Raw genomic sequence first — 23,029 nt, forward strand, 5'->3', positions numbered from 1 at the left:
TGCAAGTTTCTTTGGGGCGGCTTCGCCGCCCAGCGGGAGCAAGCTCCCTCGCCACAGAAGCGGGTCTTGAACGGGCTAGGCGCTGATGGCCAACCCATGCCGCCGATGATGCACGCTCAGCTGATCCTTGATCAGCCGCAGCACCTTGGCCTCGTGCTCATGAATGAAGAAGTGCCCGCCCGCCAGCATGTCCACCGAGAAACTGCCCGTGGTTTCCCGCCGCCAGCCCATCAGTTGCTCCGTGGTGGCCTTGTCGGCCGTGCCGCCGAATACATGCACCGGGCACTTGAGCAGCGGACGTTGCCGTGGCTGGAAACGGCCGCACAGCAAAAAGTCGGCCCGCAGGATCGGCAGGGTCAGGTCCATCAGCTCTTCATTGGCCAGGATCTCCTCGCTCGTACCATTGAGGGTGCGCAGTTGCTCGATCAACTCAGCGTCGGTTTTCGCCTTGGCGAAACCGCGGTCATAGTCGGCGCGCATCGTCGGCGCCGCGGTGCCGGAGGCAAACAGCGCCACCGGTTCCGGGCTGCCAAGCTCACGCAGGGCATGGGCGATTTCGCAGGCCAGCAGCGCGCCCAGGCTGTGGCCGAACAAGGCGTACGGGGCCTGGAGCGTCGGGTGCAGCTCCCGCGCCAGTTGCATCGCCAACGGGCCCATGTCGGTGTGCAGCGGCTCGTCGAAGCGTGCACCGCGCCCCGGCAATTCCACCGGTTGCACGTGCAGCCATTGCGGCAACGTGCGCCGCCAGCGGCTATACACCATCGCGCTGGCGCCGGAATAAGGCAGGCACAGCAGGGTCAGTTGGGTCACTGCGGTTTTCTCCGATCGGTCGTGTAGGGAAGATAACGAAATCGTAACCCATGGAATTAGTCAAAACCGTGACGTTCGCCACGAGATGCCTGCCCCTTCTGGGTGTAAGGCATGTGAGAGCAAGGCTTGCCCGCGATGAACGATAACGCGGTTCATCTTCCCACACGACCTTATACTGGCGACATCTCGATCACTGCACCGCACAGGAGAACGCCATGGGCTGGTCCGCCAAGCAATATGTCACCTTCGAACAGGAACGCACCCGTCCGTCCCGGGACCTGCTCGCCGCCATTCCTCCCGTGGAGGCGCGCATGGTGATCGACCTGGGATGCGGCCCGGGCAATTCCACCGAACTGTTGGTGGAACATTTCAGCGGCGCCACGGTACGCGGCCTGGACAGTTCCAGCGACATGGTCGACGCCGCACGCAAGCGCTTGCCCGCCGTGGCATTCGATACGGCCGACATTGGCCAATGGGATGAACCCGGGCCGTTCGACGTGATCTTCGCCAACGCGGTGCTGCAATGGCTGCCCGACCACGCCACCCTGCTGCCCTCGCTGATCGGCAAACTCGCCCCCGGCGGTAGCCTGGCGATCCAGATGCCCGACAACCTGCACCAACCCTCCCACCGCTTGATGCGGGAAATCGCCGCCAACGGGCCTTGGGCCAGCCAACTGGCCGCGGCGGCTGATTCGCGTACCGAGATGGCGGATGCCAGCGCCTATTACGCGATCCTCAAGCCCCACTGCAGCCGCGTCGATGTGTGGCGCACCACCTACCATCACCCCTTGGCCGGCGGTGCCGCAGGCGTGGTGGAGTGGTTCAAGGGCAGCGCCTTGCGGCCGTTTCTCGAGCCGCTGGACGAGACACAGCGCGAGCAATACCTGGCGCAGTATCTCAAGGCGATCGAACAGGCTTACCCAGCCCAGGACGATGGAACGGTGCTGCTGCCGTTTCCCCGGTTGTTCATGGTCGCGACGCGCTAGGGCGAGGGTCGATGACGCAGCGGTAGGGCCTAAATTTCTGATCCGGGCCCTCGTTACCTGCTAAGACCAAAAACCCGCAAGAGTGACCGCCGTGGACCTGCAAACCATCCTGGGCAAGCTGTTCGCCAATGCCGGCGCCGTTGGTATCGAAGGCGTCTTCCAATTCGTGTTCGGCCCGCACCAGGCGTACTGGTCCGAGGTCAAGGCCAGCAGCCGCACCGAGGCGGGCCGCCACACCAGCCCCGACGTGACCATCGAGGTGGCGGAGAAGGACTTCCTCGGGATCATGGCCGGCATGGCCAATGTCGAGGAACTGTTCGCCAGCGGTCGCCTGAAAATCGGCGGCAACATGGGCCTGGCGACGTTGCTGCCGCAGATCATCGACCATGCCCGGCATGGCGGTGGCGTGGTGGAAAAGGTCGACATGAACAAGCGCTACCCGACCCCGCCGCGCTTCAGTGAAAAACTCACCGCCAGCCTGCCGACCCAACGCAGCGTGGAACGGCGGCCGCGCAGCGGGCTGTCGGTGCAGCAGTTCCGCGCCCAGTATCTGCCCCACGGCATTCCGCTGGTCATCAGCGATGCCCTGCAGGACTGGCCATTGTTCAAGCTCAGCCGCGAAGAATCCCTGGTGCATTTCGCCGAGCTGCAAGGCATCACCCGTCACGGCGACTACGTGAAGAAGACCTTCTCCACCGAGCGGGATTTTCGCTCCACGTCCATGGCCGACTTTATCGCTTCCCTCGACAGCCCGGCGGCCAAGGGTGCCGACGGTGAACCACCGGCCTACATGGGCAACAACATCCTGCCGGCGCAGCTGATGGAGCAGATCAAGTACCCGCCCTACTTCGACCCGTCGTTGTTCATCCCACCGCGTATCTGGATCGGCCCCAAGGGCACCCTGACGCCCCTGCATCGCGACGACACCGATAACCTGTTCGCCCAGGTCTGGGGCCAGAAAACCTTTACCCTCGCCGCGCCTCACCACCGCGAAGCCCTGGGCACCTGGTCCACGGCGCCCCAAGGCGGGCTGGACGGCTGCGATTTCAACCCGGACGCGCCGGACTACCAACGCTTCCCCCGGGCCCGTGACGTGACCTTCCTGCGCGTGACGCTGGAGGCTGGGGATTTGCTGTTTTTGCCGGAGGGCTGGTTTCACCAGGTGGAGTCGGTGTCGACGTCGTTGTCGGTGAATTTCTGGGTGAATTCGGGACGGGGATGGTAACAGCGGCCCTGCGGCAGACTGCCTTTGTGGCGAGGGAGCTTGCTCCCGCTGGGCTGCGAAGCGGCCCCAAAACCTGACGCCTCGAACATTCAGGTAGATTGAGCTCATTGCCTTTTGGGGCTGCTGCGCAGCCCAGCGGGAGCAAGCTCCCTCGCCACATGTCTTGTGTTGTACATCTGTTGATGTGTTCCGTTCATTGTGAAGACCGCCTCACCCAACTGAACTCCACCCACCTCAAACCAGTCAGCAGGTAAGGCCCTCAACTCAAGGTGCTAGACCATGCAGATATCCCTCGCCCGACAGGTTGCCCTGGTCACCGGCGCCAGCTCCGGCATTGGCGCAGGCGCGGCCAAGGCGTTGGCAGATGCGGGTGCCGCCGTGGTGCTCAACTACCATTCCAACGCCGAGCCGGCGCAAGAACTGGCCCGTGAAATCAACGCCAACGGCGGCCGCGCCATCGCCGTGGGGGCCGACGTGTCGAAGGAACAGGAGGTCGAGCACCTGTTCGCCCAAGCCCTCGATGCCTTTGGCACACTGGACATCCTGGTGGCCAATTCCGGTTTGCAAAAAGACGCCGCCGCCGTCGATATGAGCCTGGAAGACTGGAACACCGTGATCGGCACCAACCTCACCGGCCAGTTCCTTTGCGCCCGCGCCGCCCTGCGAATCTTCAATCGCCAGGGCATTCGCCAAGGCGTGTCCCGGTCCGCCGGCAAGATCATCCACATGAGCTCGGTGCACCAGCGCATTCCCTGGGCCGGCCACGTCAATTACGCCGCGTCCAAGGGCGGTGTCGATCTGCTGATGCAGAGCCTGGCCCAGGAAACCAGCCACCAGCGCATCCGCATCAACAGCATCGCCCCTGGCGCCATCCGCACGGCCATCAACCGCGAAGCCACCGAGGGCGAGCAGGAACAGAAACTGCTGGAACTGATTCCTTACGGTCGCGTCGGCGATGTCGAGGACGTCGCCAACGCGGTGGTCTGGCTGGCCTCGGACTGGTCCGATTATGTGGTGGGCACCACGCTGTTCATCGATGGCGGGATGAGCCTTTATCCGGGGTTTCGCGGCAATGGCTGACCATGACGAACCGCAAAGCCCCATCGAGAACCACGGCATCATCGGCGACATGCGCAGCGCCGCGCTGGTCAACGACCGGGGCAGCGTCGATTTCTTCTGCTGGCCGGAATTCGACAGCCCGTCGATCTTCTGTTCCCTGCTCGATACTCCGGAGGCGGGCATTTTCCAACTCGCGCCTGACCTGCCGAACGCCCGTCGGCAACAGATCTACCTGCCCGACACCAACGTGTTGCAAACCCGTTGGCTGAGCGACGGCGCTGTGGTGGAAATCACCGACCTGCTGCCCATCGGCGACAGCGAAGACGACTTGCCGGTGCTGATGCGCAAGGTCCACATGACCGTCGGCAGTGCGACGTTTCGCCTGCGCTGCGCGGTGCGGCATGACTACGCCCGGGCCGCGACGACCGCGAGCCAGGACGGCAGCCACATTAGCTTCAGCGCGCCGGGGCATCCGAGCCTGCGTTTATGCGGCGATCAGCCCATGGCGCTGGACGGCAACGCCGCCGTGGCCGAGTTCACCCTGGAACAGGGCCAGCGCGCCGAATTCCTGCTGGGCGGCATCGACGACCCGCGCCTGCAGGACGATGCCAGCGCGATGTGCCTGGAGCGGACCCTGGCGTTCTGGCGCGGCTGGATCGGCCAATCCAACTATCGCGGGCGCTGGCGCGAAGTGGTCAACCGCTCGGCCCTGGCGTTGAAACTGCTGACCTCGCGCAAACACGGCGCCATCCTCGCCGCCGCCACCTTCGGCCTGCCGGAAACCCGCGGGGGCGAGCGCAACTGGGATTACCGCTACACCTGGATCCGAGATGCTTCGTTCACGGTCTATGCGTTCATGCGCCTGGGTTTCGTCGACGAAGCCAATGCCTACATGCGCTGGCTGCGGGGCCGGGTCAGCGATTGCTGCGAACAGCCGACCAAACTCAACATCCTTTATGGCCTGGACGGCAGGCAGGAACTGCCGGAAACCGAGCTGCCGCACTTGAGCGGCTTCGGCAATGCGCAACCGGTGCGCATCGGCAACCTGGCCTACCAACAGGTGCAATTGGATATTTTCGGCGAGCTGATGGACGCGGTGTACCTGGTCAACAAATACGGCGAAGCCATTTCCCATCAAGGTTGGAAACACACCGTCGAGGTGATCGACCAGGTATGCACTGTCTGGCAGGACAAGGACGTGGGCATCTGGGAAATGCGCGGCGACAAACAGCATTTCCTGCACTCGCGGCTGATGTGCTGGGTCGCCGTCGACCGCGCCATCCGCCTGGCCGAAAAGCGCTCCCTGCCCGCCCCGTTCGCTCGCTGGGACGAGACCCGCCAGGCCATTTACCAAGACATCTGGACCCACTTCTGGAACGACGAACACCAGCACTTTATCCAACGTCTGGGCAGCACCGCCCTGGACGGTTCAATGCTGTTGATGCCTTTGGTGCGTTTCGTCAGCGCCCGCGACCCGCGCTGGCTGTCGACACTCGACGCCATCGAAAAAAGCCTGGTGCGCGACGGCATGGTCTACCGCTACCGCAACGACGACAGCCCCATCGACGGCCTCAGCGGCACCGAAGGCTCCTTCGCGGCCTGCTCGTTCTGGTACGTCGAATGCCTGGCCCGCGCCGGCCGCGTGGAAAAAGCCCAGCTGGAATTCGAACAACTGCTGCGCTACGCCAACCCGCTGGGGTTGTACGCCGAAGAGTTCGACAGCCACGGCTACCACCTGGGCAATACTCCCCAGGCCCTGACCCACCTGGCGCTGATCAGTGCGGCGAGCTTCCTGGACCGCAAGTTGAGCGGCGAGAAGAATCATTGGCAGCCGTGAGCTGAATGGCCCTCAGGCTGAACGCGGCGCCCTGTGGCGAGGGAGCTTGCTCCCGCTGGGTTGCGAAGCGACCCTAAGATTTTGCGCCTGCTGCGCAGTCGAGCGGGAGCAAGCTCCCTCGCCACAGGGAAAACGGTGGGCTGGCTATTGTGTTGAGTCAGCCAGTTCGAGGTCATCCAACGCTCGGTTGGCCAGCAACCTGGCCAGTTCGATCAACTGCTGAATCCCCAGCGCTACATGACGCCGGGAACCTTCCAACTCGAACCCCAGGTCACTGACCAGCGCATCGGCCGAGGCCAGGGTTTCGCTGAGGGTGGTCAGCACCGATTCGGTGTTGAGGCCGGGAACCACGGTGAAAACCTGGCCGTCCTCGGTGTCGGGCTTGGGTGGGGCGGGAGGAGACAAGTGAACGTTCAGCGCCCGGTCGGCGGCTTCACGGAGTTTTTGTGTATCGAAGGTGGTGTAGGCAGAGAGGTTTTCGGCCCTAGGGGGATTGGGGGTGATCTTGACCATTGTGAAACTCCTGACTTGAAGTTGAGCTCACCCACCTCGTGACCAAACGAGGGTGGTGGGCTATACGCAGGTTGGTCAACCGGGAAGTCAGGCACCCGGCGCACTCGAAAGTGCCCCGCGCACAGCCCACCGCAAAGCATACCGACAAGCACACAAAAAAGCGCCGACATGCTGAGGTTGGCGCGTGTGCGCCTGACATTGGACGGGTGACCAAACCCGGTCGCTGATTTTGCAGCGACGAACAGAGCCTATCCCCGCCCCTTCCGAACCGGCAACCGACGCGACTCGTCAGAAAATTCCGGTTCGCCTATTTTTTTGTAGGAACACCGCACCACCGTGGCGAGGGAGCTTGCTCCCGCTCGACTGCGCAGCAGGCGCAAAAATCTTCCAGCCTCCAAAAAACCAGCGTCTGGTATGGGGTCGCTTCGCAACCCAGCGGGAGCAAGCTCCCTCGCCACAGAAGCAATCACCGCAAGTCACCCATTTAGCGTTACACCCCGTTTCGAGTTGCCAGCCCCGCCAACCCCTCCTAAGATCGACGCTCTCACGGGTGCAGCGGAGCTGCCCGATAAAAACCCGACTCAAGGACCCGACATGACCCATATCAAACGCCCCATCACCACCCCACCCCGAACAGGCCTGACCCGCGAAGACCTCTGGGAAGGCCACGACCGGGGCTTGATCAAGTGCTGGGAAATCGGCCGCGAACGTTCGGCGAAGTTTCCCGAACTGGCGCAACGCTGTCTGGCCGGGGAGTTGCCGGTGCTGGGGTGGAAAGGTGGCGTCAGCCGCAGCCTGAAGAAAAACGAAAAATTCGGTTGCCTCAAATACCTCGCCCAATGGCAGGGCCTGCGCGGTGAAGACCTGGACATCGACCTGACCCAGGAGCGCACCCTGACCTGTTCCAGCACGAACATGATTGTGACGTTCACGCCGGATCGGGCCAAATACGTCAACCAGGAACCTGCCTGAACACAACCGCACACTGCCGGAGGCCGACATGAACCTTGAGCCCAGGATCAACTTCGCCGTCACGCCGTTGCTGCGCATTGCCTACGAAGAACACGGTCCCGCCAACGGCGATCCGATCATCCTGCTGCACGGTTTTCCTTACGATCCCAGGGCGTTCGATGAAGTCGCGCCGGCCCTGGCCCAGCATGGCTATCGGGTCGTCGTGCCTTACCTGCGCGGCTACGGCCCGACCCGTTTCAACAACCCGGCCATCCTGCGCTCCGGCCAGCAAGCCGCCCTGGCCCAGGACCTGTTGGACCTGATGGACGCACTCTCCATCCCCCAAGCGGCGCTGTGTGGCTACGACTGGGGCGGTCGGGCGGCGTGTATCGTCGCGGCGCTGTGGCCCGAGCGCGTGCGCTGCCTGGTGACCGGCGATGGCTACAACCTGCAGGACATTCCGCGCTCCAGGCAACCGCTGGATCCGGAAACCGAACATCGGCTGTGGTACCAGTACTACTTCCACACGGCCCGGGGTGTCGAGGGCCTGACTCAGAACCGGCGCGAGCTGTGTGGCTTGCTTTGGCGCCTGTGGTCGCCGACCTGGAAACGTGGCGCCGAACTGTACCCCCTCAGCGCCGCGTCGTTCGACAACCCGGACTTCGTCGACGTGGTGATCCACTCCTACCGCCATCGCTTCATGTACGCACCGGGCGATCCGACGCTGGAGTGGATGGAGGAAAAACTGACGGCGCAACCGGCCATCAGCGTGCCGAGCATTTCACTGTGCGGTGCCGATGATGGCGTGGGGCCCGCGCCGAAGCACGATGAAGATGCCGAGCATTTCCGCGGTTTTTATGAGCGCCGAGTGCTCGCCGGTGTCGGCCACAACATTCCCCAGGAAGCTCCCGAGGCCACGCTCAAGGCGTTGCTGGATCTGCTTGAGGGCTGACGGCGAACCGCTCGCGATAGGCCTGGGGCGTCACGCCCATGGCCCGTAGGAAACTTCGGCGCAAGGTTTCTTCGCTGCCAAAGCCACATTGCACCGCCACCCGTTTGATTGACACTGCGGTGTCGGACAACAAACGGCGAGCGGTTTCCACGCGAATCAACTCGACGGCCCGCGCCGGAGTCTGGCCGGTGTCGGCGCGGTAGTGACGCACAAAGCTGCGCTCGCTCATGCCCACCTCGGCGGCCAGGCTCGACAGGCCAAGGTCACGGGTGAGGTTTTCGGCGATCCAGGCATGCAGGTCATCGAAACGACTGCCCTGTTTTTGCAGCGACAACGTCACGCTGAACTGCGATTGCCCGCCAGGACGCTTGAGGAACACCACCAGTTGCCGGGCGACCTCCAGCGCCACCGCGCGGCCCAAGTCCTCCTCGACCAGCGCCAGGGCCAGGTCGATGCCGGCCGTCACCCCGGCCGATGTCCAGACCGGACCGTCGTTGATAAAAATCGGGTTGGGTTCGACCCGCAATTGCGGATGTTGCTCGGCCAATTGCTCGCAGCGGGTCCAGTGCGTCACCACGCGCCGTCCGTCCAGCCAACCGCTGGCGGCCAGCAGGAACGCGCCGGTGCACACCGACGCCACCCTTCGCGAACGCAGGCCGTGCGCCTTGACCCAGGCCACCAGCGCCGGGTCCTTCGCCGCGTCGTACACGCCCCAGCCACCGGCAATCAGCAACGTATCGCTGCCCTCGCTCGGCAGCGGCTCGGCCATCAGCGCCAACCCCGCCGAGGACATCACCGCCCCGCCCCCCACAGCGATGACCGTCGGCGTGTAGGGCAGCGGCAGGCCTTGCTGGCGAGCCAAATCGTTGGCCGAGGCAAACACCTGCAAGGGCCCGGTGACATCCAGCACTTGCACGTTGGCGAAGGCCAGGACATGAACGGTTTTCGGTGGGTTAGGCATATTGGCGTGATTCGTGGGCTTATTGGCGTATACGCCAGAGCCTACGGATCTAAAGTAAAACCGTCCACCCCTCGGGCATCATCCAAAGGAGAACGCGACATGACGTTGCAGATCGGTTTGCTGTTATTCCCCCAAGTCCAGCAGTTGGACCTGACCGGCCCTTATGACGTATTGGCCTCGTTGCCAGATGTGAAGGTCCACCTGATCTGGAAGGACCTGGCCCCGGTCACCGCGAGCACCGGGCTGGTACTGCTGCCCACCACCACGTTCGAGGACTGCCCGAAGCTCGATGTGATCTGCGTCCCCGGCGGGACCGGCGTCGGGCCGCTGATGGAAGACGAGCAGACGCTGGCCTTCATCAAGCGGCAAGCCGCCGACGCGAAATACATCACCTCGGTGTGCACCGGTGCGTTGGTGCTCGGTGCGGCAGGCCTGTTGCAAGGCAAGCGCGCCACCACTCACTGGGCCTATCACAGCCTGTTGCAAACCCTGGGCGCGACGCCGGTCAAGGACCGCGTGGTCCGCGACGGCAACCTGCTCACCGGTGGCGGCATCACGGCCGGGATCGATTTTGCCCTGACCCTGGCGGCCGAACTGTTCGACCAGGACACCGCCGAGCTGGTCCAGCTGCAGCTCGAATACGCCCCTGCCCCGCCGTTTACCGCCGGCAGCCCGGACACCGCGCCGACGCGCGTCCTGGAAGAAGCCCAACGGCGTGCGGCCGAGTCGTTCCGGGTGCGCGCGCAAATCACCCAGCGTGCTGCGGCGCGGTTGGAACTGGCGTAACGATAAGCCCCAACGCCGACCCACAGACGATGTCGGGTTGAACACAACCTTGAGGCATTCCCATTGTGGCGAGGGAGCTTGCTCCCGCTCGACTGCGCAGCAGTCGCAAAATCTTGGGGTCGCTTCGCAACCCAGCGGAAGCAAGCTCCCTCGCCACAAAGGGTTTCCTTGTCGGTTCAACTCAACTCAGAACGGACTGGCAGTGGGCCGCACAATCAGTTCGCTGACATCCACATCCGCCGGTTGTTCGACGGCATAGGCGATTGCCCGGGCGATGGCTTCGGCCGGAATGGAGATCTTGCGAAACTCACGCATTTCGGCACGCCCCCCTTCATCGGAAATGCTCTCGGCCAGTTCCGACTCGGTCACGCCGGGGGAAATCACCGTCACGCGCACATCACCTCCGACTTCCTGGCGCAAACCCTCGGAAATCGCCCGCACGGCGTACTTGGTGGCGCAATACACAGCGGCCGTCGGGCTGACGGCGTAGGCACCGATGGATGCGATGTTGATGAACTGCCCGCTACGCTGGCGTTGCATCAGTGGCAGGCCGGCGGCGATGCCGTGAAGCACGCCACGGATATTGACGTCGATCATGCGGTCCCACTCTTCGACTTTCAGCGCTTCGAGCTTGGAAAGCGGCATGACACCGGCATTGTTGATAATCACATCGACCCTACCGAACCGTTCGACAGCAAAGTCGATCAGATCCTGGACATCCTCACGGCGGGTAACGTCCACAGCCTTGCAGGCCGCCTGCTGGCCGGCGGCTTCGAGTTCCTGCACCAGCGCCTGCAAGCGGTTGATGCGCCGGGCGCCCAGTACGACACGAGCACCGCGAGCCGCGAGCAACCGCGCCGCCGCTTCACCAATCCCGCTGCTGGCGCCGGTGATGACCACGACTTTATCTTGAATATCGGACATGATGGTTTCCTCGTCTGGACGTGTTGGCCCCCGGGCGGGAGCGTTTTGACAGGTCCAGATTAGGCAACCGACCTTTGCCTGGGTTAGTCGGATCCTCCTGCGCACTTGCACGATCCTGTAGCGATAAATCCGACTCTGGCCGGCAACCGCGCAATCGGTTTTACTAGCGCGGTCCACTCATTTGGCCTGGGAGATTGATCGGCATGTCGGTATCCACGTCCATCCACATGGCGTCAGACGACGACGTCAATCAGCGTCGCGCCGAACTGGCGAGCCTGATGATGCGCTTCGCTCCGGACTTCGGCGTCCATCCCACGGCCATCGAGGCCTTGCACCTGATCCGCAGCGACGAGCCAACCGAAGCCCTGCACACCGTGCACAAACCTGGTTTGTGCGTGATTGTCGAGGGGCGCAAGGAAGTGCGCCTGGCGGACGAACGCTACGTGTATGACCCGCTCAATTACCTCGTCGTCTCGGTGACCCTGCCGTTGGCCGGCCAGGTGATCGAAGCCAGTCCCGAACGCCCCTACCTGTGCATCCGCCTCGACATCGATCCGGCACAGATCTGTCGCCTGATTGCCGACGCCAGTCCCATCGGCGTGCCGGCCGAAAGAACCGGACGTGGGTTGTTCCTCGATCGCATCGATGCGCCATTGCTGGACGCGGTGTTGCGCTTGCTGCGGCTGCTGGACAGCCCGGACGATATCGCCACGCTCGCGCCGCTGGCCCAACAGGAGATTTTCTACCGGCTGCTGCGTGGCGCCCAAGGCCGGCGCTTGCACGATATCGCCATTCCCGACACCCAGACCCATCGCATCAGTCGCGCCATCGAGTGGCTCAATAGCCATTACGCCGAGCCGCTGAGCATCGACAGCCTGGCACAAATGATCAACCTCAGCCCTTCGGCCCTGCATCACCGCTTCAAGGCCGTGACCGCCATGAGCCCGCTGCAATATCAGAAACAGCTGCGCCTGCAAGAGGCCCGCCGGTTGTTGTTGGCGGAGAGCAGCGATGTTTCGTCAATCGGCTACAAGATGGGGTATGAAAGTCCTTCGCAGTTCAGCCGCGAATACAGCCGCTTATTTGGCGCCTCGCCGAGCAAGGACATCGCTCGTTTGCGTGCCCAGGCGCTGCAAGCCAGTGGGGCTTGACCCTGCGTTTGGCACATCAGGCTACTTTTTCACAGACGAAAAAAAACCCGCCTAAGCGGGTTTTTTGAGGACCAATTTGACTCCCTGTCCGGCATTCCATGCCTGGTCCAATCATCCATGACCCTGAGCACTCCCTGTACCCAGTGGATGGATATAGATTAGGCCTGCCGGTGTCCTGGGAAAAGACGAGAAAGCAGCAACGCCGTGTAAGCGTTTCGCTATAGAACCCTTTGACACTTTCCAGCAGACAAAAAAAACCCGCCGAAGCGGGTTTTTCCAAGACCATTACGACTCCCTGTCGATAGCTAATCCTTGCATGGTCGATCGTCCCTGATCCTGAGCACTTCCTGTGCTTCAGTGGATGAGTCCAGATTACGCCTCGGATCCAAAACGAAATAGACGACATAGCTACCATCTCGTGTAAGACATTCGCTATACCTGCCCTTCCGAAAACCCTTAGCGCCACCAGCCGTTCGATCTCAAGCCTTGTTCAGGAAGGTTTCAATATTGGCCATTTGCTCATCCCAGCCACGGCTGTCCATGCGAAAAGCCTTGAGTCGGCGAGCCTCTGGGATGTTGTTGAAACCCGACTCCACGACTTTGAGCAAAGTACCGCCATCCATGTCTTCAAGTTCGAATAACACTCGGGTTTCAGATTCTTTTGAATAATCCACCTGCGGTTCGACTGCGTAAGGATGCCAGCGAAACGAGAACACTCGCTCGGGTTCCACCCGCTCCACCGCGACGTCCCAGATGAGGTGCTCGTAACCTGGGTAAGTGATTTGCCCCTGGGTACGCTCACCTGCCACAAACCGTTTCCCCTCAAGAGCGACACCAAACCACTGGCCGAAGGCTTCGGCATTGGCCAGGGCGCGCCAGACTTGGGAACGCGGGGCCTTGAGCAGGATCTTTCGTTCAATGCGGTCGGATGAATGCATGTGTCACCTCCTGTGTTTCAACACTAGGCTTGTAAGACCACAAGGCCAACCGGAAAGTTGTATCAGGGAGTTGTTTAGCGCTGCCGACGTTAAAACTGTATGGAGCGTTGTAAACTACCCCGGCGTTTTCCACCCCTCAAGGAGAGACCCGACATGTCCCCACGCTGGCTTCTGGCCCTGACACCGTTGCTTTTTGTCGCCGTCGCCCAGGCCGACGACTGCGCCAACGCCATCACCCAAGGCGAAATGAACCAGTGCGCAGCCCAGGAAAGCAAGGTCGCCGACAGCGAGCTGAACAGCTTGTACAAGCAGATCACCGCACGCCTGAAGGACGATCCCAACGCCAAGAACATGCTGGTCAAGGCACAGCGTGCCTGGATAGGCTTCCGTGACGCCGAATGTGAATTCTCCGCCTCTGGCGTCGAGGGCGGCAGCGTCTATCCGCTGATCTATGACAATTGCATCACCGCCCAGACCAAAGCCCGGGTCGAGGCATTCAAGACCTATCTCAAGTGCAAGGAGGGGGATCTGAGCTGCCCCGTACCCGAGGCTTGATAGCCAGGAAGTAAAAAGGATGACCTCTGCAGGTCATCCTTTTTTTTGATCAGCGCTTTTATCGCGAGCAAAACAAAACCCCTACCTGCATCAGCAGATAGGGGTTTCGGAATTTAATCTTGACGATGACCTACTCTCACATGGGGAAACCCCACACTACCATCGGCGATGCATCGTTTCACTGCTGAGTTCGGGATGGGATCAGGTGGTTCCAATGCTCTATGGTCGTCAAGAAATTCGGGTACTGAGTCGTGGCCTGATGGCCGCGCTTCAGCAAATTGGGTATGTGACAGCTTTTGGTGTTTTGTGAGATTCGAACTTTCGGTTCGTTTCGTCTTCACACACCGCAATCTGGTGCTCTTTCGAGTCAGCAAATTGCTTGGGTGTTATATGGTCAAGCCTCACGGGCAATTAGTACAGGTTAGCTCAACGCCTCACAGCGCTTACACACCCTGCCTATCAACGTCGTAGTCTTCGACGGCCCTTCAGGGGACTCAAGGTCCCAGTGAGATCTCATCTTGAGGCAAGTTTCCCGCTTAGATGCTTTCAGCGGTTATCTTTCCCGAACATAGCTACCCGGCAATGCCACTGGCGTGACAACCGGAACACCAGAGGTTCGTCCACTCCGGTCCTCTCGTACTAGGAGCAGCCCCTCTCAAATCTCAAACGTCCACGGCAGATAGGGACCGAACTGTCTCACGACGTTCTAAACCCAGCTCGCGTACCACTTTAAATGGCGAACAGCCATACCCTTGGGACCGGCTTCAGCCCCAGGATGTGATGAGCCGACATCGAGGTGCCAAACACCGCCGTCGATATGAACTCTTGGGCGGTATCAGCCTGTTATCCCCGGAGTACCTTTTATCCGTTGAGCGATGGCCCTTCCATACAGAACCACCGGATCACTAAGACCTACTTTCGTACCTGCTCGACGTGTCTGTCTCGCAGTCAAGCGCGCTTTTGCCTTTATACTCTACGACCGATTTCCGACCGGTCTGAGCGCACCTTCGTACTCCTCCGTTACTCTTTAGGAGGAGACCGCCCCAGTCAAACTACCCACCATACACTGTCCTCGATCCGGATAACGGACCTGAGTTAGAACCTCAAAGTTGCCAGGGTGGTATTTCAAGGATGGCTCCACGCAGACTGGCGTCCACGCTTCAAAGCCTCCCACCTATCCTACACAAGCAAATTCAAAGTCCAGTGCAAAGCTATAGTAAAGGTTCACGGGGTCTTTCCGTCTAGCCGCGGATACACTGCATCTTCACAGCGATTTCAATTTCACTGAGTCTCGGGTGGAGACAGCGCCGCCATCGTTACGCCATTCGTGCAGGTCGGAACTTACCCGACAAGGAATTTCGCTACCTTAGGACCGTTATAGTTACGGCCGCCGTTTACCGGGGCTTCGATCAAGAGCTTCGCGTTAGCTAACCCCATCAATTAACCTTCCGGCACCGGGCAGGCGTCACACCCTATACGTCCACTTTCGTGTTTGCAGAGTGCTGTGTTTTTAATAAACAGTCGCAGCGGCCTGGTATCTTCGACCGGCGTGGGCTTACGCAGCAAGTGCTTCACCCTCACCGGCGCACCTTCTCCCGAAGTTACGGTGCCATTTTGCCTAGTTCCTTCACCCGAGTTCTCTCAAGCGCCTTGGTATTCTCTACCCAACCACCTGTGTCGGTTTGGGGTACGGTTCCTGGTTACCTGAAGCTTAGAAGCTTTTCTTGGAAGCATGGCATCAACCACTTCGTCACCCAGAGGGTAACTCGTCATCAGCTCTCGGCCTTAGAATCCCGGATTTACCTAAGATTCCAGCCTACCACCTTAAACTTGGACAACCAACGCCAAGCTGGCCTAGCCTTCTCCGTCCCTCCATCGCAATAACCAGAAGTACAGGAATATTAACCTGTTTTCCATCGACTACGCTTTTCAGCCTCGCCTTAGGGACCGACTAACCCTGCGTCGATTAACGTTGCGCAGGAAACCTTGGTCTTTCGGCGTGGGTGTTTTTCACACCCATTGTCGTTACTCATGTCAGCATTCGCACTTCTGATACCTCCAGCAAGCTTCTCAACTCACCTTCACAGGCTTACAGAACGCTCCTCTACCGCATCACTTACGTGATACCCGTAGCTTCGGTGTATGGTTTGAGCCCCGTTACATCTTCCGCGCAGGCCGACTCGACTAGTGAGCTATTACGCTTTCTTTAAAGGGTGGCTGCTTCTAAGCCAACCTCCTAGCTGTCTAAGCCTTCCCACATCGTTTCCCACTTAACCATAACTTTGGGACCTTAGCTGACGGTCTGGGTTGTTTCCCTTTTCACGACGGACGTTAGCACCCGCCGTGTGTCTCCCATGCTCGGCACTTGTAGGTATTCGGAGTTTGCATCGGTTTGGTAAGTCGGGATGACCCCCTAGCCGAAACAGTGCTCTACCCCCTACAGTGATACATGAGGCGCTACCTAAATAGCTTTCGAGGAGAACCAGCTATCTCCGAGCTTGATTAGCCTTTCACTCCGATCCACAGGTCATCCGCTAACTTTTCAACGGTAGTCGGTTCGGTCCTCCAGTTAGTGTTACCCAACCTTCAACCTGCCCATGGATAGATCGCCCGGTTTCGGGTCTATTCCCAGCGACTAGACGCCCTATTAAGACTCGCTTTCGCTACGCCTCCCCTATTCGGTTAAGCTCGCCACTGAAAATAAGTCGCTGACCCATTATACAAAAGGTACGCAGTCACCCAACAAAGTGGGCTCCCACTGCTTGTACGCATACGGTTTCAGGATCTATTTCACTCCCCTCTCCGGGGTTCTTTTCGCCTTTCCCTCACGGTACTAGTTCACTATCGGTCAGTCAGTAGTATTTAGCCTTGGAGGATGGTCCCCCCATATTCAGACAAAGTTTCTCGTGCTCCGTCCTACTCGATTTCACTTCTAAGATCCTTTCGCGTACAGGGCTATCACCCACTATGGCCGCACTTTCCAGAGCGTTCCGCTAAAATCAAAGAAGCTTAAGGGCTAGTCCCCGTTCGCTCGCCACTACTAAGGGAATCTCGGTTGATTTCTTTTCCTCAGGGTACTTAGATGTTTCAGTTCCCCTGGTTCGCCTCTTGCACCTATGTATTCAGTACAAGATAACCATCTTATGATGGCTGGGTTCCCCCATTCAGACATCTCCGGATCAAAGTCTGTTTGCCGACTCCCCGAAGCTTTTCGCAGGCTACCACGTCTTTCATCGCCTCTGACTGCCAAGGCATCCACCGTATGCGCTTCTTCACTTGACCATATAACCCCAAGCAATCTGGTTATACTGTGAAGACGACATTCGCCGAAAATTCGAATTTCTCAACTAAGAGAACTCACAAATTTTACCTTAGCCTGATCCGTTACCAGTGAAAGTAACGTTCAGTCTATCTTTCTATCACATACCCAAATTTTTAAAGAACGATCTAATCAAAAGACTAGAAATCAACATTCACCATCACCTTGATGGAATGCTCATTTCTAAGCTTTCAGAAGCAGTTTATGGTGGAGCCAAGCGGGATCGAACCGCTGACCTCCTGCGTGCAAGGCAGGCGCTCTCCCAGCTGAGCTATGGCCCCATAACAAAATTGGTGGGTCTGGGCAGATTCGAACTGCCGACCTCACCCTTATCAGGGGTGCGCTCTAACCAACTGAGCTACAGACCCAATTTCGAGCTTGTAACTGTTAGCTGTGAGCTGTCAGCTTGGAGCTTGAAGCTGCTTCTATCGTCTTCTTCAATGAATCAAGCAATTCGTGTGGGAGCTCATGGAGCAGCTGCAGTCGTCGATTAAGGAGGTGATCCAGCCGCAGGTTCCCCTACGGCTACCTTGTTACGACTTCACCCCAGTCATGAATCACACCGTGGTAACCGTCCTCCCGAAGGTTAGACTAGCTACTTCTGGTGCAACCCACTCCCATGGTGTGACGGGCGGTGTGTACAAGGCCCGGGAACGTATTCACCGCGACATTCTGATTCGCGATTACTAGCGATTCCGACTTCACGCAGTCGAGTTGCAGACTGCGATCCGGACTACGATCGGTTTTGTGGGATTAGCTCCACCTCGCGGCTTGGCAACCCTCTGTACCGACCATTGTAGCACGTGTGTAGCCCAGGCCGTAAGGGCCATGATGACTTGACGTCATCCCCACCTTCCTCCGGTTTGTCACCGGCAGTCTCCTTAGAGTGCCCACCATTACGTGCTGGTAACTAAGGACAAGGGTTGCGCTCGTTACGGGACTTAACCCAACATCTCACGACACGAGCTGACGACAGCCATGCAGCACCTGTCTCAATGTTCCCGAAGGCACCAATCCATCTCTGGAAAGTTCATTGGATGTCAAGGCCTGGTAAGGTTCTTCGCGTTGCTTCGAATTAAACCACATGCTCCACCGCTTGTGCGGGCCCCCGTCAATTCATTTGAGTTTTAACCTTGCGGCCGTACTCCCCAGGCGGTCAACTTAATGCGTTAGCTGCGCCACTAAGAGCTCAAGGCTCCCAACGGCTAGTTGACATCGTTTACGGCGTGGACTACCAGGGTATCTAATCCTGTTTGCTCCCCACGCTTTCGCACCTCAGTGTCAGTATCAGTCCAGGTGGTCGCCTTCGCCACTGGTGTTCCTTCCTATATCTACGCATTTCACCGCTACACAGGAAATTCCACCACCCTCTACCATACTCTAGCTCGACAGTTTTGAATGCAGTTCCCAGGTTGAGCCCGGGGCTTTCACATCCAACTTAACGAACCACCTACGCGCGCTTTACGCCCAGTAATTCCGATTAACGCTTGCACCCTCTGTATTACCGCGGCTGCTGGCACAGAGTTAGCCGGTGCTTATTCTGTCGGTAACGTCAAAACACTAACGTATTAGGTTAATGCCCTTCCTCCCAACTTAAAGTGCTTTACAATCCGAAGACCTTCTTCACACACGCGGCATGGCTGGATCAGGCTTTCGCCCATTGTCCAATATTCCCCACTGCTGCCTCCCGTAGGAGTCTGGACCGTGTCTCAGTTCCAGTGTGACTGATCATCCTCTCAGACCAGTTACGGATCGTCGCCTTGGTGAGCCATTACCCCACCAACTAGCTAATCCGACCTAGGCTCATCTGATAGCGCAAGGCCCGAAGGTCCCCTGCTTTCTCCCGTAGGACGTATGCGGTATTAGCGTCCGTTTCCGAGCGTTATCCCCCACTACCAGGCAGATTCCTAGGCATTACTCACCCGTCCGCCGCTCTCAAGAGGTGCAAGCACCTCTCTACCGCTCGACTTGCATGTGTTAGGCCTGCCGCCAGCGTTCAATCTGAGCCATGATCAAACTCTTCAGTTCAAACATCTTTGGGTTTTGAGAAAACCCTAAACTTGGCTCAGCAATCGTTGGTTACATCTTTGATTTCTCGCGGAGTAACTTGTGATGCTGATAATCTGTTGACTAGCAGTCTGACTCCACAAGCACCCACACGAATTGCTTGATTCAGTTGTTAAAGAGCGGTTGGCTGAGTCTTTCATCTCAACCGAGGCGCGCATTCTACAGCGCCCCGTGCATCTGTCAAGCGGTTATTTTAAGAAGTTTTCAAAGTTTCCTTTTCAACTTCAACCACTTGCGCTTCCGATCTCTCGTTAGCGGGAGGCGAATTCTACAGCGTTACTCGCTGCTGTCAACACCTCTTTTTCACCGCTTTCGACCGAGAAGATCGAACCGCCGATAGAGCCAAACATCACCGCTCTACCTGCTCCTTCCGGGCCTCGATGAACTGAAGCCCAACACCTTCGAAACCTACTTAACTCATTGAAACTCAAGGAGTTTTCCGTTTCGACTGCGCCGGAAGTGGGGCGAATTATAGACTTCCAGAATCTGCCGTCAACCCTTAATTTGATTTTTCTATCTAACGCGTCGAGACGGCACTTAAATAGAGCCTCTATATAGACGGAATCGCTACAGATGCGCAATATACTGCTCAACTCAGCTTCTCCGCCCTTACTCTGGACGACACTTCGCAATGACACCCCCCTCACATCGCAGCCTGGCTTCCACCCTGTACCCGGTTGCCTTGCTATTAATAGCCATGGCTTCCATTCAAGCGGGGGCTTCCCTCGCCAAAAGCATGTTCCCGGTAGTGGGCGCACAAGGCACTACGACGCTGCGGCTCATCTTTGCCAGCCTCATCATGCTGTTGATGCTACGCCCCTGGCGCGCCAAGCTCACCGCCCAGTCCCTGCGCACGGTGATCATCTATGGGATGGCACTGGGCGGCATGAATTTCCTCTTCTATATGTCAGTTCGTACCGTTCCGCTGGGCATCGCCGTTGCGTTGGAATTCACCGGCCCCCTGGCAGTCGCCATTTACGCCTCGCGCCGGGCCATCGACTTTCTCTGGATTGCCCTGGCAGTGGTGGGCCTGTTGCTGCTCATACCGACCGGCGCGACCAGCGCCAGTATCGACCTGGTGGGTGCTGGCTACGCACTCGGTGCTGGTTTCTGCTGGGCGTTGTACATCCTGTTTGGCCAGAAAGCCGGAGCGGACAATGGTGTGCAGACCGCTGCACTGGGGGTCATGATCGCGGCACTGTTCGTCGCGCCTATCGGCATTGTCCACGCGGGCGCCGCACTGCTCACACCGAGCCTGATTCCAATCGCCATCGGCGTCGCCATCCTGTCCACAGCCCTGCCCTATACATTGGAAATGATTTCCCTGACTCGAATGCCTGCCCGCACCTTCGGCACCCTGATGAGCATCGAACCGGCAATCGCAGCCTTGTCGGGGCTCGTCTTTCTCCAGGAGTACTTGTCCCTGGCCCAGTGGATGGCCATCACCTGCATCATCCTCGCGTCGGTGGGTGCAACGCTGACCATGGCCAACACGGCAAAGCCTGCCGTCGCGGCAGATTGAAGCAGGATTTAACGAAGCTCTGGTATTTGCCGCGCATTTAGGCCATGTTTAGGTCCGTAACCTAATGTCAAACATGGATTTTTTCATACAGGACGTCATGAACGCTTTACGCAAGAGCGAACACGGTCGTACGCGGACACAAGATCCGCGGCGATTATAAGGACGGGAATGAAACGAATTTTGATACTGATCGCCGTACTGGCAGTAGCGGGCTGTGCGGCGACATCGAAAACTGAAGTCAAGCGCGGCAAAAAAGGCCTGCACATCAACTGCTCCGGCCTGTCCTCATCCTGGGACCAGTGCGCCGCCAGCGCCGCCAACTCATGCGCTCCCAAGGGTTACAAGGTCATTGCCAAGTCCGGCGATACCGTCGAAGAACCCGGGGATTATCCCTTCGGCCTCAACCCCGCCGGCTATACCAGCCGCAGCATGATTGTCATCTGCAAATAAGCGACCTTAGTCGAGCCCTTGTTCGGCCATTCGACGACTGATTTCCTCATGGCTGGACCTGAGGACGTCACGCTGGACCTGCGGTGAGACCAGCATCCGCGCAACCACCAATGCCCCCACGCATTGAGACAGAATGGCCCAGGCCAGGCTGTCGCTTCCCAATATCCGTGCCCAACTGTCGTGCAAACGACAGATCCACGTTTGCGCCGCCTCCCTCACCTGGGCATCTGATCGTGCGATCTCAGCGCCCAGTACCGGCAACGCACACCCTGCCTCGGGCTGCTCGACATGGCTCATGCTCAAGTATTGCTTGAGGCAGCGCTCCAGTTTCATCGAGTCCATGGCACCGTCGCCGCTCAAGCGGTCGAGGCTTTGGGCCAGTTCCCGCTCAACAATGGCCTTGAACAGCTCATCCTTGGATGAAAAGTGGCTGTAGAACGCCCCGCCGCTCAACCCGATCGCTTTCATCAGGCCATCGACACCGACCGTAGAGAAACCTGATTTCTTGGCGGATACGGCACTGCTGGCGAGCAGTTTCTCGCGGGTTTCCATTTTGTGATTGGCTGAATATCGCATGGTCCTGCCCCTGATCGCTCACCTTGACGCTTGCCGGATCTTAGCATAACGTCCGTTTAGTTAACGATCGTTTACCAATGAGGCTAACCATGAATAACAAGAAGGTCGTACTGGTTGTTGGCGCAGGCGATGCCACTGGCGGAGCGATCGCCAAACGCTTCGCCCAGGAAGGTTACGTGGCCTGTGTGACCCGTCGCAGCGCCGATAAACTCGAGCCTCTGGTCAACGGCATCCGCGCCGAAGGCGGCGAAGCCCACGGGTTTGCCTGTGATGCACGCAAAGAAGACGACGTGATCGCACTCATCGAGCAAATCGAGAACCAGATCGGCCCGATCGAAGCCTTCGTGTTCAATATCGGCGCCAATGTCCCCTGCAGCATCCTTGAAGAAACCGCGCGCAAGTATTTCAAGATCTGGGAAATGGCCTGCTTCTCAGGCTTTCTCAATGCACGGGAAGTGGCCAAGCGCATGGTCAAGCGCCAGCGCGGGACGCTCCTGTTTACCGGGGCAACAGCGGGATTACGTGGTGCTTCGGGGTTCGCAGCATTTGCAGGCGCCAAACATGGCATCCGGGCGCTGGCCCAATGCATGGCCCGTGAACTGGGACCGCTGAATATCCATGTGGCTCATGTGGTGGTGGACGGCGCTATCGACACCGACTTCATTCGCAATCATTTCCCGGAAAAGTATGCCACCAAGGATCAGGACGGCATCCTGAACCCCGAACACATTGCCGACAATTATTGGTACCTGCACAGCCAACCCCGCGACGCCTGGACCTTCGAGCTGGACCTGCGCCCCTGGAGCGAACGCTGGTAACCCCTCCCCTCATAACAACAAGAGCACATTTACCATGAGCAAATCCGTGGAGTTTTACTTCGATCTGGGCAGTCCGACCACGTACCTGGCCTACACCCAGTTGCCAACGCTGTGTGCACAGACAAACAGCCAGTTGATCTACCGTCCGATGTTATTGGGCGGCGTCTTCAAGGCGACCGGCAACGCATCGCCGGCAACAGTGCCGGCCAAGAACCCTTACCTGTTCAAGGATCTGAATCGCTTCGCCAAACGCTACGGCGTCGCGTTCAAGTTCAATCCACACTTTCCCGTCAACACACTGCTGCTGATGCGCGCAGTGACCGGCATGCAACTGCGCCACCCCGAACGCTTCGAGGCATTCGTCGATTGCCTGTTCCGCGCCTTTTGGGTGGACGCCCGCAACCTCAATGACCCAGCGACGGTCGCATCGGTCCTGAACGAAGGCGGTTTCGACGCCGACTACGTGCTGGCCCTGACGAACGACGAGCAGGTTAAACAAGCACTCAAGAGCGCCACCGAAGCAGCCATCGGCCGGGGCATATTTGGCGCCCCGAGCATGTTTGTCGGCGACGAGCTGTTTTTCGGCCAGGATCGGCTGGACTTCGTCCGTGAAGCCCTCGCCTGATCCT

The 23,029-nt window shown here is 59.0% G+C and carries 19 protein-coding genes, 2 tRNA genes and 3 rRNA genes; 13 read left to right on the top strand and 11 right to left on the bottom strand.

Going from position 1 to position 23,029, the window contains the following annotated elements:
* Window positions 1-75 precede the first annotated feature (75 nt).
* On the bottom strand, window positions 76-810 hold the full coding sequence (locus tag J3P85_RS20305) for an alpha/beta fold hydrolase (RefSeq protein WP_186710381.1): 735 nt from the start codon (window positions 808-810) through the stop codon (window positions 76-78).
* Between the two features lie 215 nt (window positions 811-1,025).
* Here J3P85_RS20305 and tam point away from each other — a divergent pair, with 215 nt between their 5' ends.
* The 4 genes from tam to J3P85_RS20325 all read left to right on the top strand — a co-directional run bounded on the left by tam (window position 1,026) and on the right by J3P85_RS20325 (window position 5,917).
* Window positions 1,026-1,796, top strand: coding sequence for a trans-aconitate 2-methyltransferase (gene tam, locus J3P85_RS20310; protein ID WP_434703207.1), 771 nt, complete (start codon window positions 1,026-1,028; stop codon window positions 1,794-1,796).
* Window positions 1,797-1,887: 91 nt separating this feature from the next.
* The gene (locus J3P85_RS20315; RefSeq protein WP_434703209.1) at window positions 1,888-3,021 is read left to right on the top strand and encodes a cupin-like domain-containing protein; all 1,134 of its coding nucleotides are present in this window, start codon (window positions 1,888-1,890) and stop codon (window positions 3,019-3,021) included.
* A 279-nt stretch (window positions 3,022-3,300) separates the two neighbouring features.
* Window positions 3,301-4,101 (top strand): SDR family oxidoreductase, encoded by an 801-nt coding sequence (locus J3P85_RS20320; protein WP_434703211.1) that lies wholly within the window; start codon window positions 3,301-3,303, stop codon window positions 4,099-4,101.
* On the top strand, window positions 4,094-5,917 hold the full coding sequence (locus J3P85_RS20325; RefSeq protein WP_434703212.1) for a glycoside hydrolase family 15 protein: 1,824 nt from the start codon (window positions 4,094-4,096) through the stop codon (window positions 5,915-5,917). The genes J3P85_RS20320 and J3P85_RS20325 overlap by 8 nt, the downstream gene beginning before the upstream one ends.
* 144 nt (window positions 5,918-6,061) lie before the next feature.
* Here the strand turns inward: J3P85_RS20325 and J3P85_RS20330 are convergent, their stop codons facing one another.
* Complete coding sequence (locus J3P85_RS20330; protein ID WP_434703213.1) at window positions 6,062-6,430, bottom strand: DUF6124 family protein; 369 nt, start codon at window positions 6,428-6,430, stop codon at window positions 6,062-6,064.
* 594 nt (window positions 6,431-7,024) lie between these two features.
* Between J3P85_RS20330 and J3P85_RS20335 the strand changes: the two genes are divergently transcribed.
* Together J3P85_RS20335 and J3P85_RS20340 are read left to right on the top strand one after the other, a co-directional pair.
* Window positions 7,025-7,402 carry a hypothetical protein gene (locus tag J3P85_RS20335; RefSeq protein WP_434703214.1) on the top strand — a complete coding sequence of 126 codons (378 nt, stop codon included), beginning with the start codon at window positions 7,025-7,027 and terminating at the stop codon, window positions 7,400-7,402.
* Between the two features lie 28 nt (window positions 7,403-7,430).
* Complete coding sequence (locus J3P85_RS20340; RefSeq protein WP_434703215.1) at window positions 7,431-8,333, top strand: alpha/beta fold hydrolase; 903 nt, start codon at window positions 7,431-7,433, stop codon at window positions 8,331-8,333.
* Here the strand turns inward: J3P85_RS20340 and J3P85_RS20345 are convergent.
* Window positions 8,302-9,294, bottom strand: a complete 993-nt coding sequence (locus tag J3P85_RS20345; RefSeq protein WP_434703216.1) for a GlxA family transcriptional regulator — start codon at window positions 9,292-9,294, stop codon at window positions 8,302-8,304. The two genes, J3P85_RS20340 and J3P85_RS20345, sit on opposite strands and share 32 nt — an antisense overlap.
* A 99-nt stretch (window positions 9,295-9,393) precedes the next feature.
* On the opposite strand from J3P85_RS20345, the gene inhA reads away from it, so the two are divergent.
* Window positions 9,394-10,080, top strand: coding sequence for an isonitrile hydratase (gene inhA / locus J3P85_RS20350; RefSeq protein WP_434703217.1), 687 nt, complete (start codon window positions 9,394-9,396; stop codon window positions 10,078-10,080).
* Between the two features lie 186 nt (window positions 10,081-10,266).
* On the opposite strand, the gene J3P85_RS20355 is transcribed toward inhA, so the two are convergent.
* Complete coding sequence (locus tag J3P85_RS20355; protein WP_434703219.1) at window positions 10,267-11,004, bottom strand: SDR family oxidoreductase; 738 nt, start codon at window positions 11,002-11,004, stop codon at window positions 10,267-10,269.
* A 203-nt stretch (window positions 11,005-11,207) separates the two neighbouring features.
* Between J3P85_RS20355 and J3P85_RS20360 the strand changes: the two genes are divergently transcribed.
* The gene (locus J3P85_RS20360) at window positions 11,208-12,155 is read left to right on the top strand and encodes an AraC family transcriptional regulator N-terminal domain-containing protein (RefSeq protein ID WP_434703221.1); all 948 of its coding nucleotides are present in this window, start codon (window positions 11,208-11,210) and stop codon (window positions 12,153-12,155) included.
* A gap of 479 nt (window positions 12,156-12,634) precedes the next feature.
* On the opposite strand, the gene J3P85_RS20365 is transcribed toward J3P85_RS20360, so the two are convergent.
* Window positions 12,635-13,093, bottom strand: coding sequence for an SRPBCC family protein (locus tag J3P85_RS20365; RefSeq protein WP_186710398.1), 459 nt, complete (start codon window positions 13,091-13,093; stop codon window positions 12,635-12,637).
* A 153-nt stretch (window positions 13,094-13,246) separates the two neighbouring features.
* Between J3P85_RS20365 and J3P85_RS20370 the strand changes: the two genes are divergently transcribed.
* A complete protein-coding gene (locus tag J3P85_RS20370; protein ID WP_434703223.1) occupies window positions 13,247-13,648 on the top strand; it encodes a lysozyme inhibitor LprI family protein in 402 nt (133 codons plus the stop codon).
* Window positions 13,649-13,765: 117 nt separating this feature from the next.
* Here J3P85_RS20370 and rrf read toward each other — a convergent pair.
* From rrf to J3P85_RS20395, 5 genes are all read right to left on the bottom strand, one after another.
* Window positions 13,766-13,881, bottom strand: a 5S ribosomal RNA gene (gene rrf / locus J3P85_RS20375).
* Window positions 13,882-14,038: 157 nt separating this feature from the next.
* Window positions 14,039-16,930 (bottom strand): 23S ribosomal RNA (locus J3P85_RS20380).
* Window positions 16,931-17,172: 242 nt separating this feature from the next.
* A tRNA-Ala gene (locus J3P85_RS20385) sits at window positions 17,173-17,248 on the bottom strand.
* Window positions 17,249-17,258: 10 nt separating this feature from the next.
* Window positions 17,259-17,335: transfer RNA gene (locus J3P85_RS20390), tRNA-Ile, on the bottom strand.
* 123 nt (window positions 17,336-17,458) lie between these two features.
* Window positions 17,459-18,995 (bottom strand): 16S ribosomal RNA (locus J3P85_RS20395).
* Together the 16S, 23S and 5S rRNA genes with 2 tRNA genes alongside form the textbook arrangement of a ribosomal RNA operon.
* Window positions 18,996-19,665: 670 nt before the next feature.
* Between J3P85_RS20395 and rhtA the strand changes: the two genes are divergently transcribed.
* Both rhtA and J3P85_RS20405 read left to right on the top strand, forming a co-directional pair.
* Entirely contained in the window at window positions 19,666-20,556 is an 891-nt protein-coding gene (gene rhtA / locus J3P85_RS20400; RefSeq protein WP_434703225.1) for a threonine/homoserine exporter RhtA, read from the top strand.
* Between the two features lie 168 nt (window positions 20,557-20,724).
* The gene (locus J3P85_RS20405; protein ID WP_434703227.1) at window positions 20,725-21,006 is read left to right on the top strand and encodes a hypothetical protein; all 282 of its coding nucleotides are present in this window, start codon (window positions 20,725-20,727) and stop codon (window positions 21,004-21,006) included.
* A gap of 6 nt (window positions 21,007-21,012) precedes the next feature.
* Here the strand turns inward: J3P85_RS20405 and J3P85_RS20410 are convergent, their stop codons facing one another.
* Window positions 21,013-21,582, bottom strand: a complete 570-nt coding sequence (locus J3P85_RS20410) for a TetR/AcrR family transcriptional regulator (RefSeq protein WP_434703228.1) — start codon at window positions 21,580-21,582, stop codon at window positions 21,013-21,015.
* An 89-nt stretch (window positions 21,583-21,671) separates the two neighbouring features.
* Between J3P85_RS20410 and J3P85_RS20415 the strand changes: the two genes are divergently transcribed.
* Complete coding sequence (locus tag J3P85_RS20415; RefSeq protein WP_434703230.1) at window positions 21,672-22,400, top strand: SDR family oxidoreductase; 729 nt, start codon at window positions 21,672-21,674, stop codon at window positions 22,398-22,400.
* A gap of 34 nt (window positions 22,401-22,434) precedes the next feature.
* Window positions 22,435-23,025 (top strand): 2-hydroxychromene-2-carboxylate isomerase, encoded by a 591-nt coding sequence (locus J3P85_RS20420; RefSeq protein ID WP_434703232.1) that lies wholly within the window; start codon window positions 22,435-22,437, stop codon window positions 23,023-23,025.
* Window positions 23,026-23,029 lie beyond the last annotated feature (4 nt).

The sequence above is a fragment of the Pseudomonas sp. Z1-12 genome (genome assembly GCF_051132015.1).
Classification (GTDB): domain Bacteria; phylum Pseudomonadota; class Gammaproteobacteria; order Pseudomonadales; family Pseudomonadaceae; genus Aquipseudomonas; species Aquipseudomonas zanjanensis.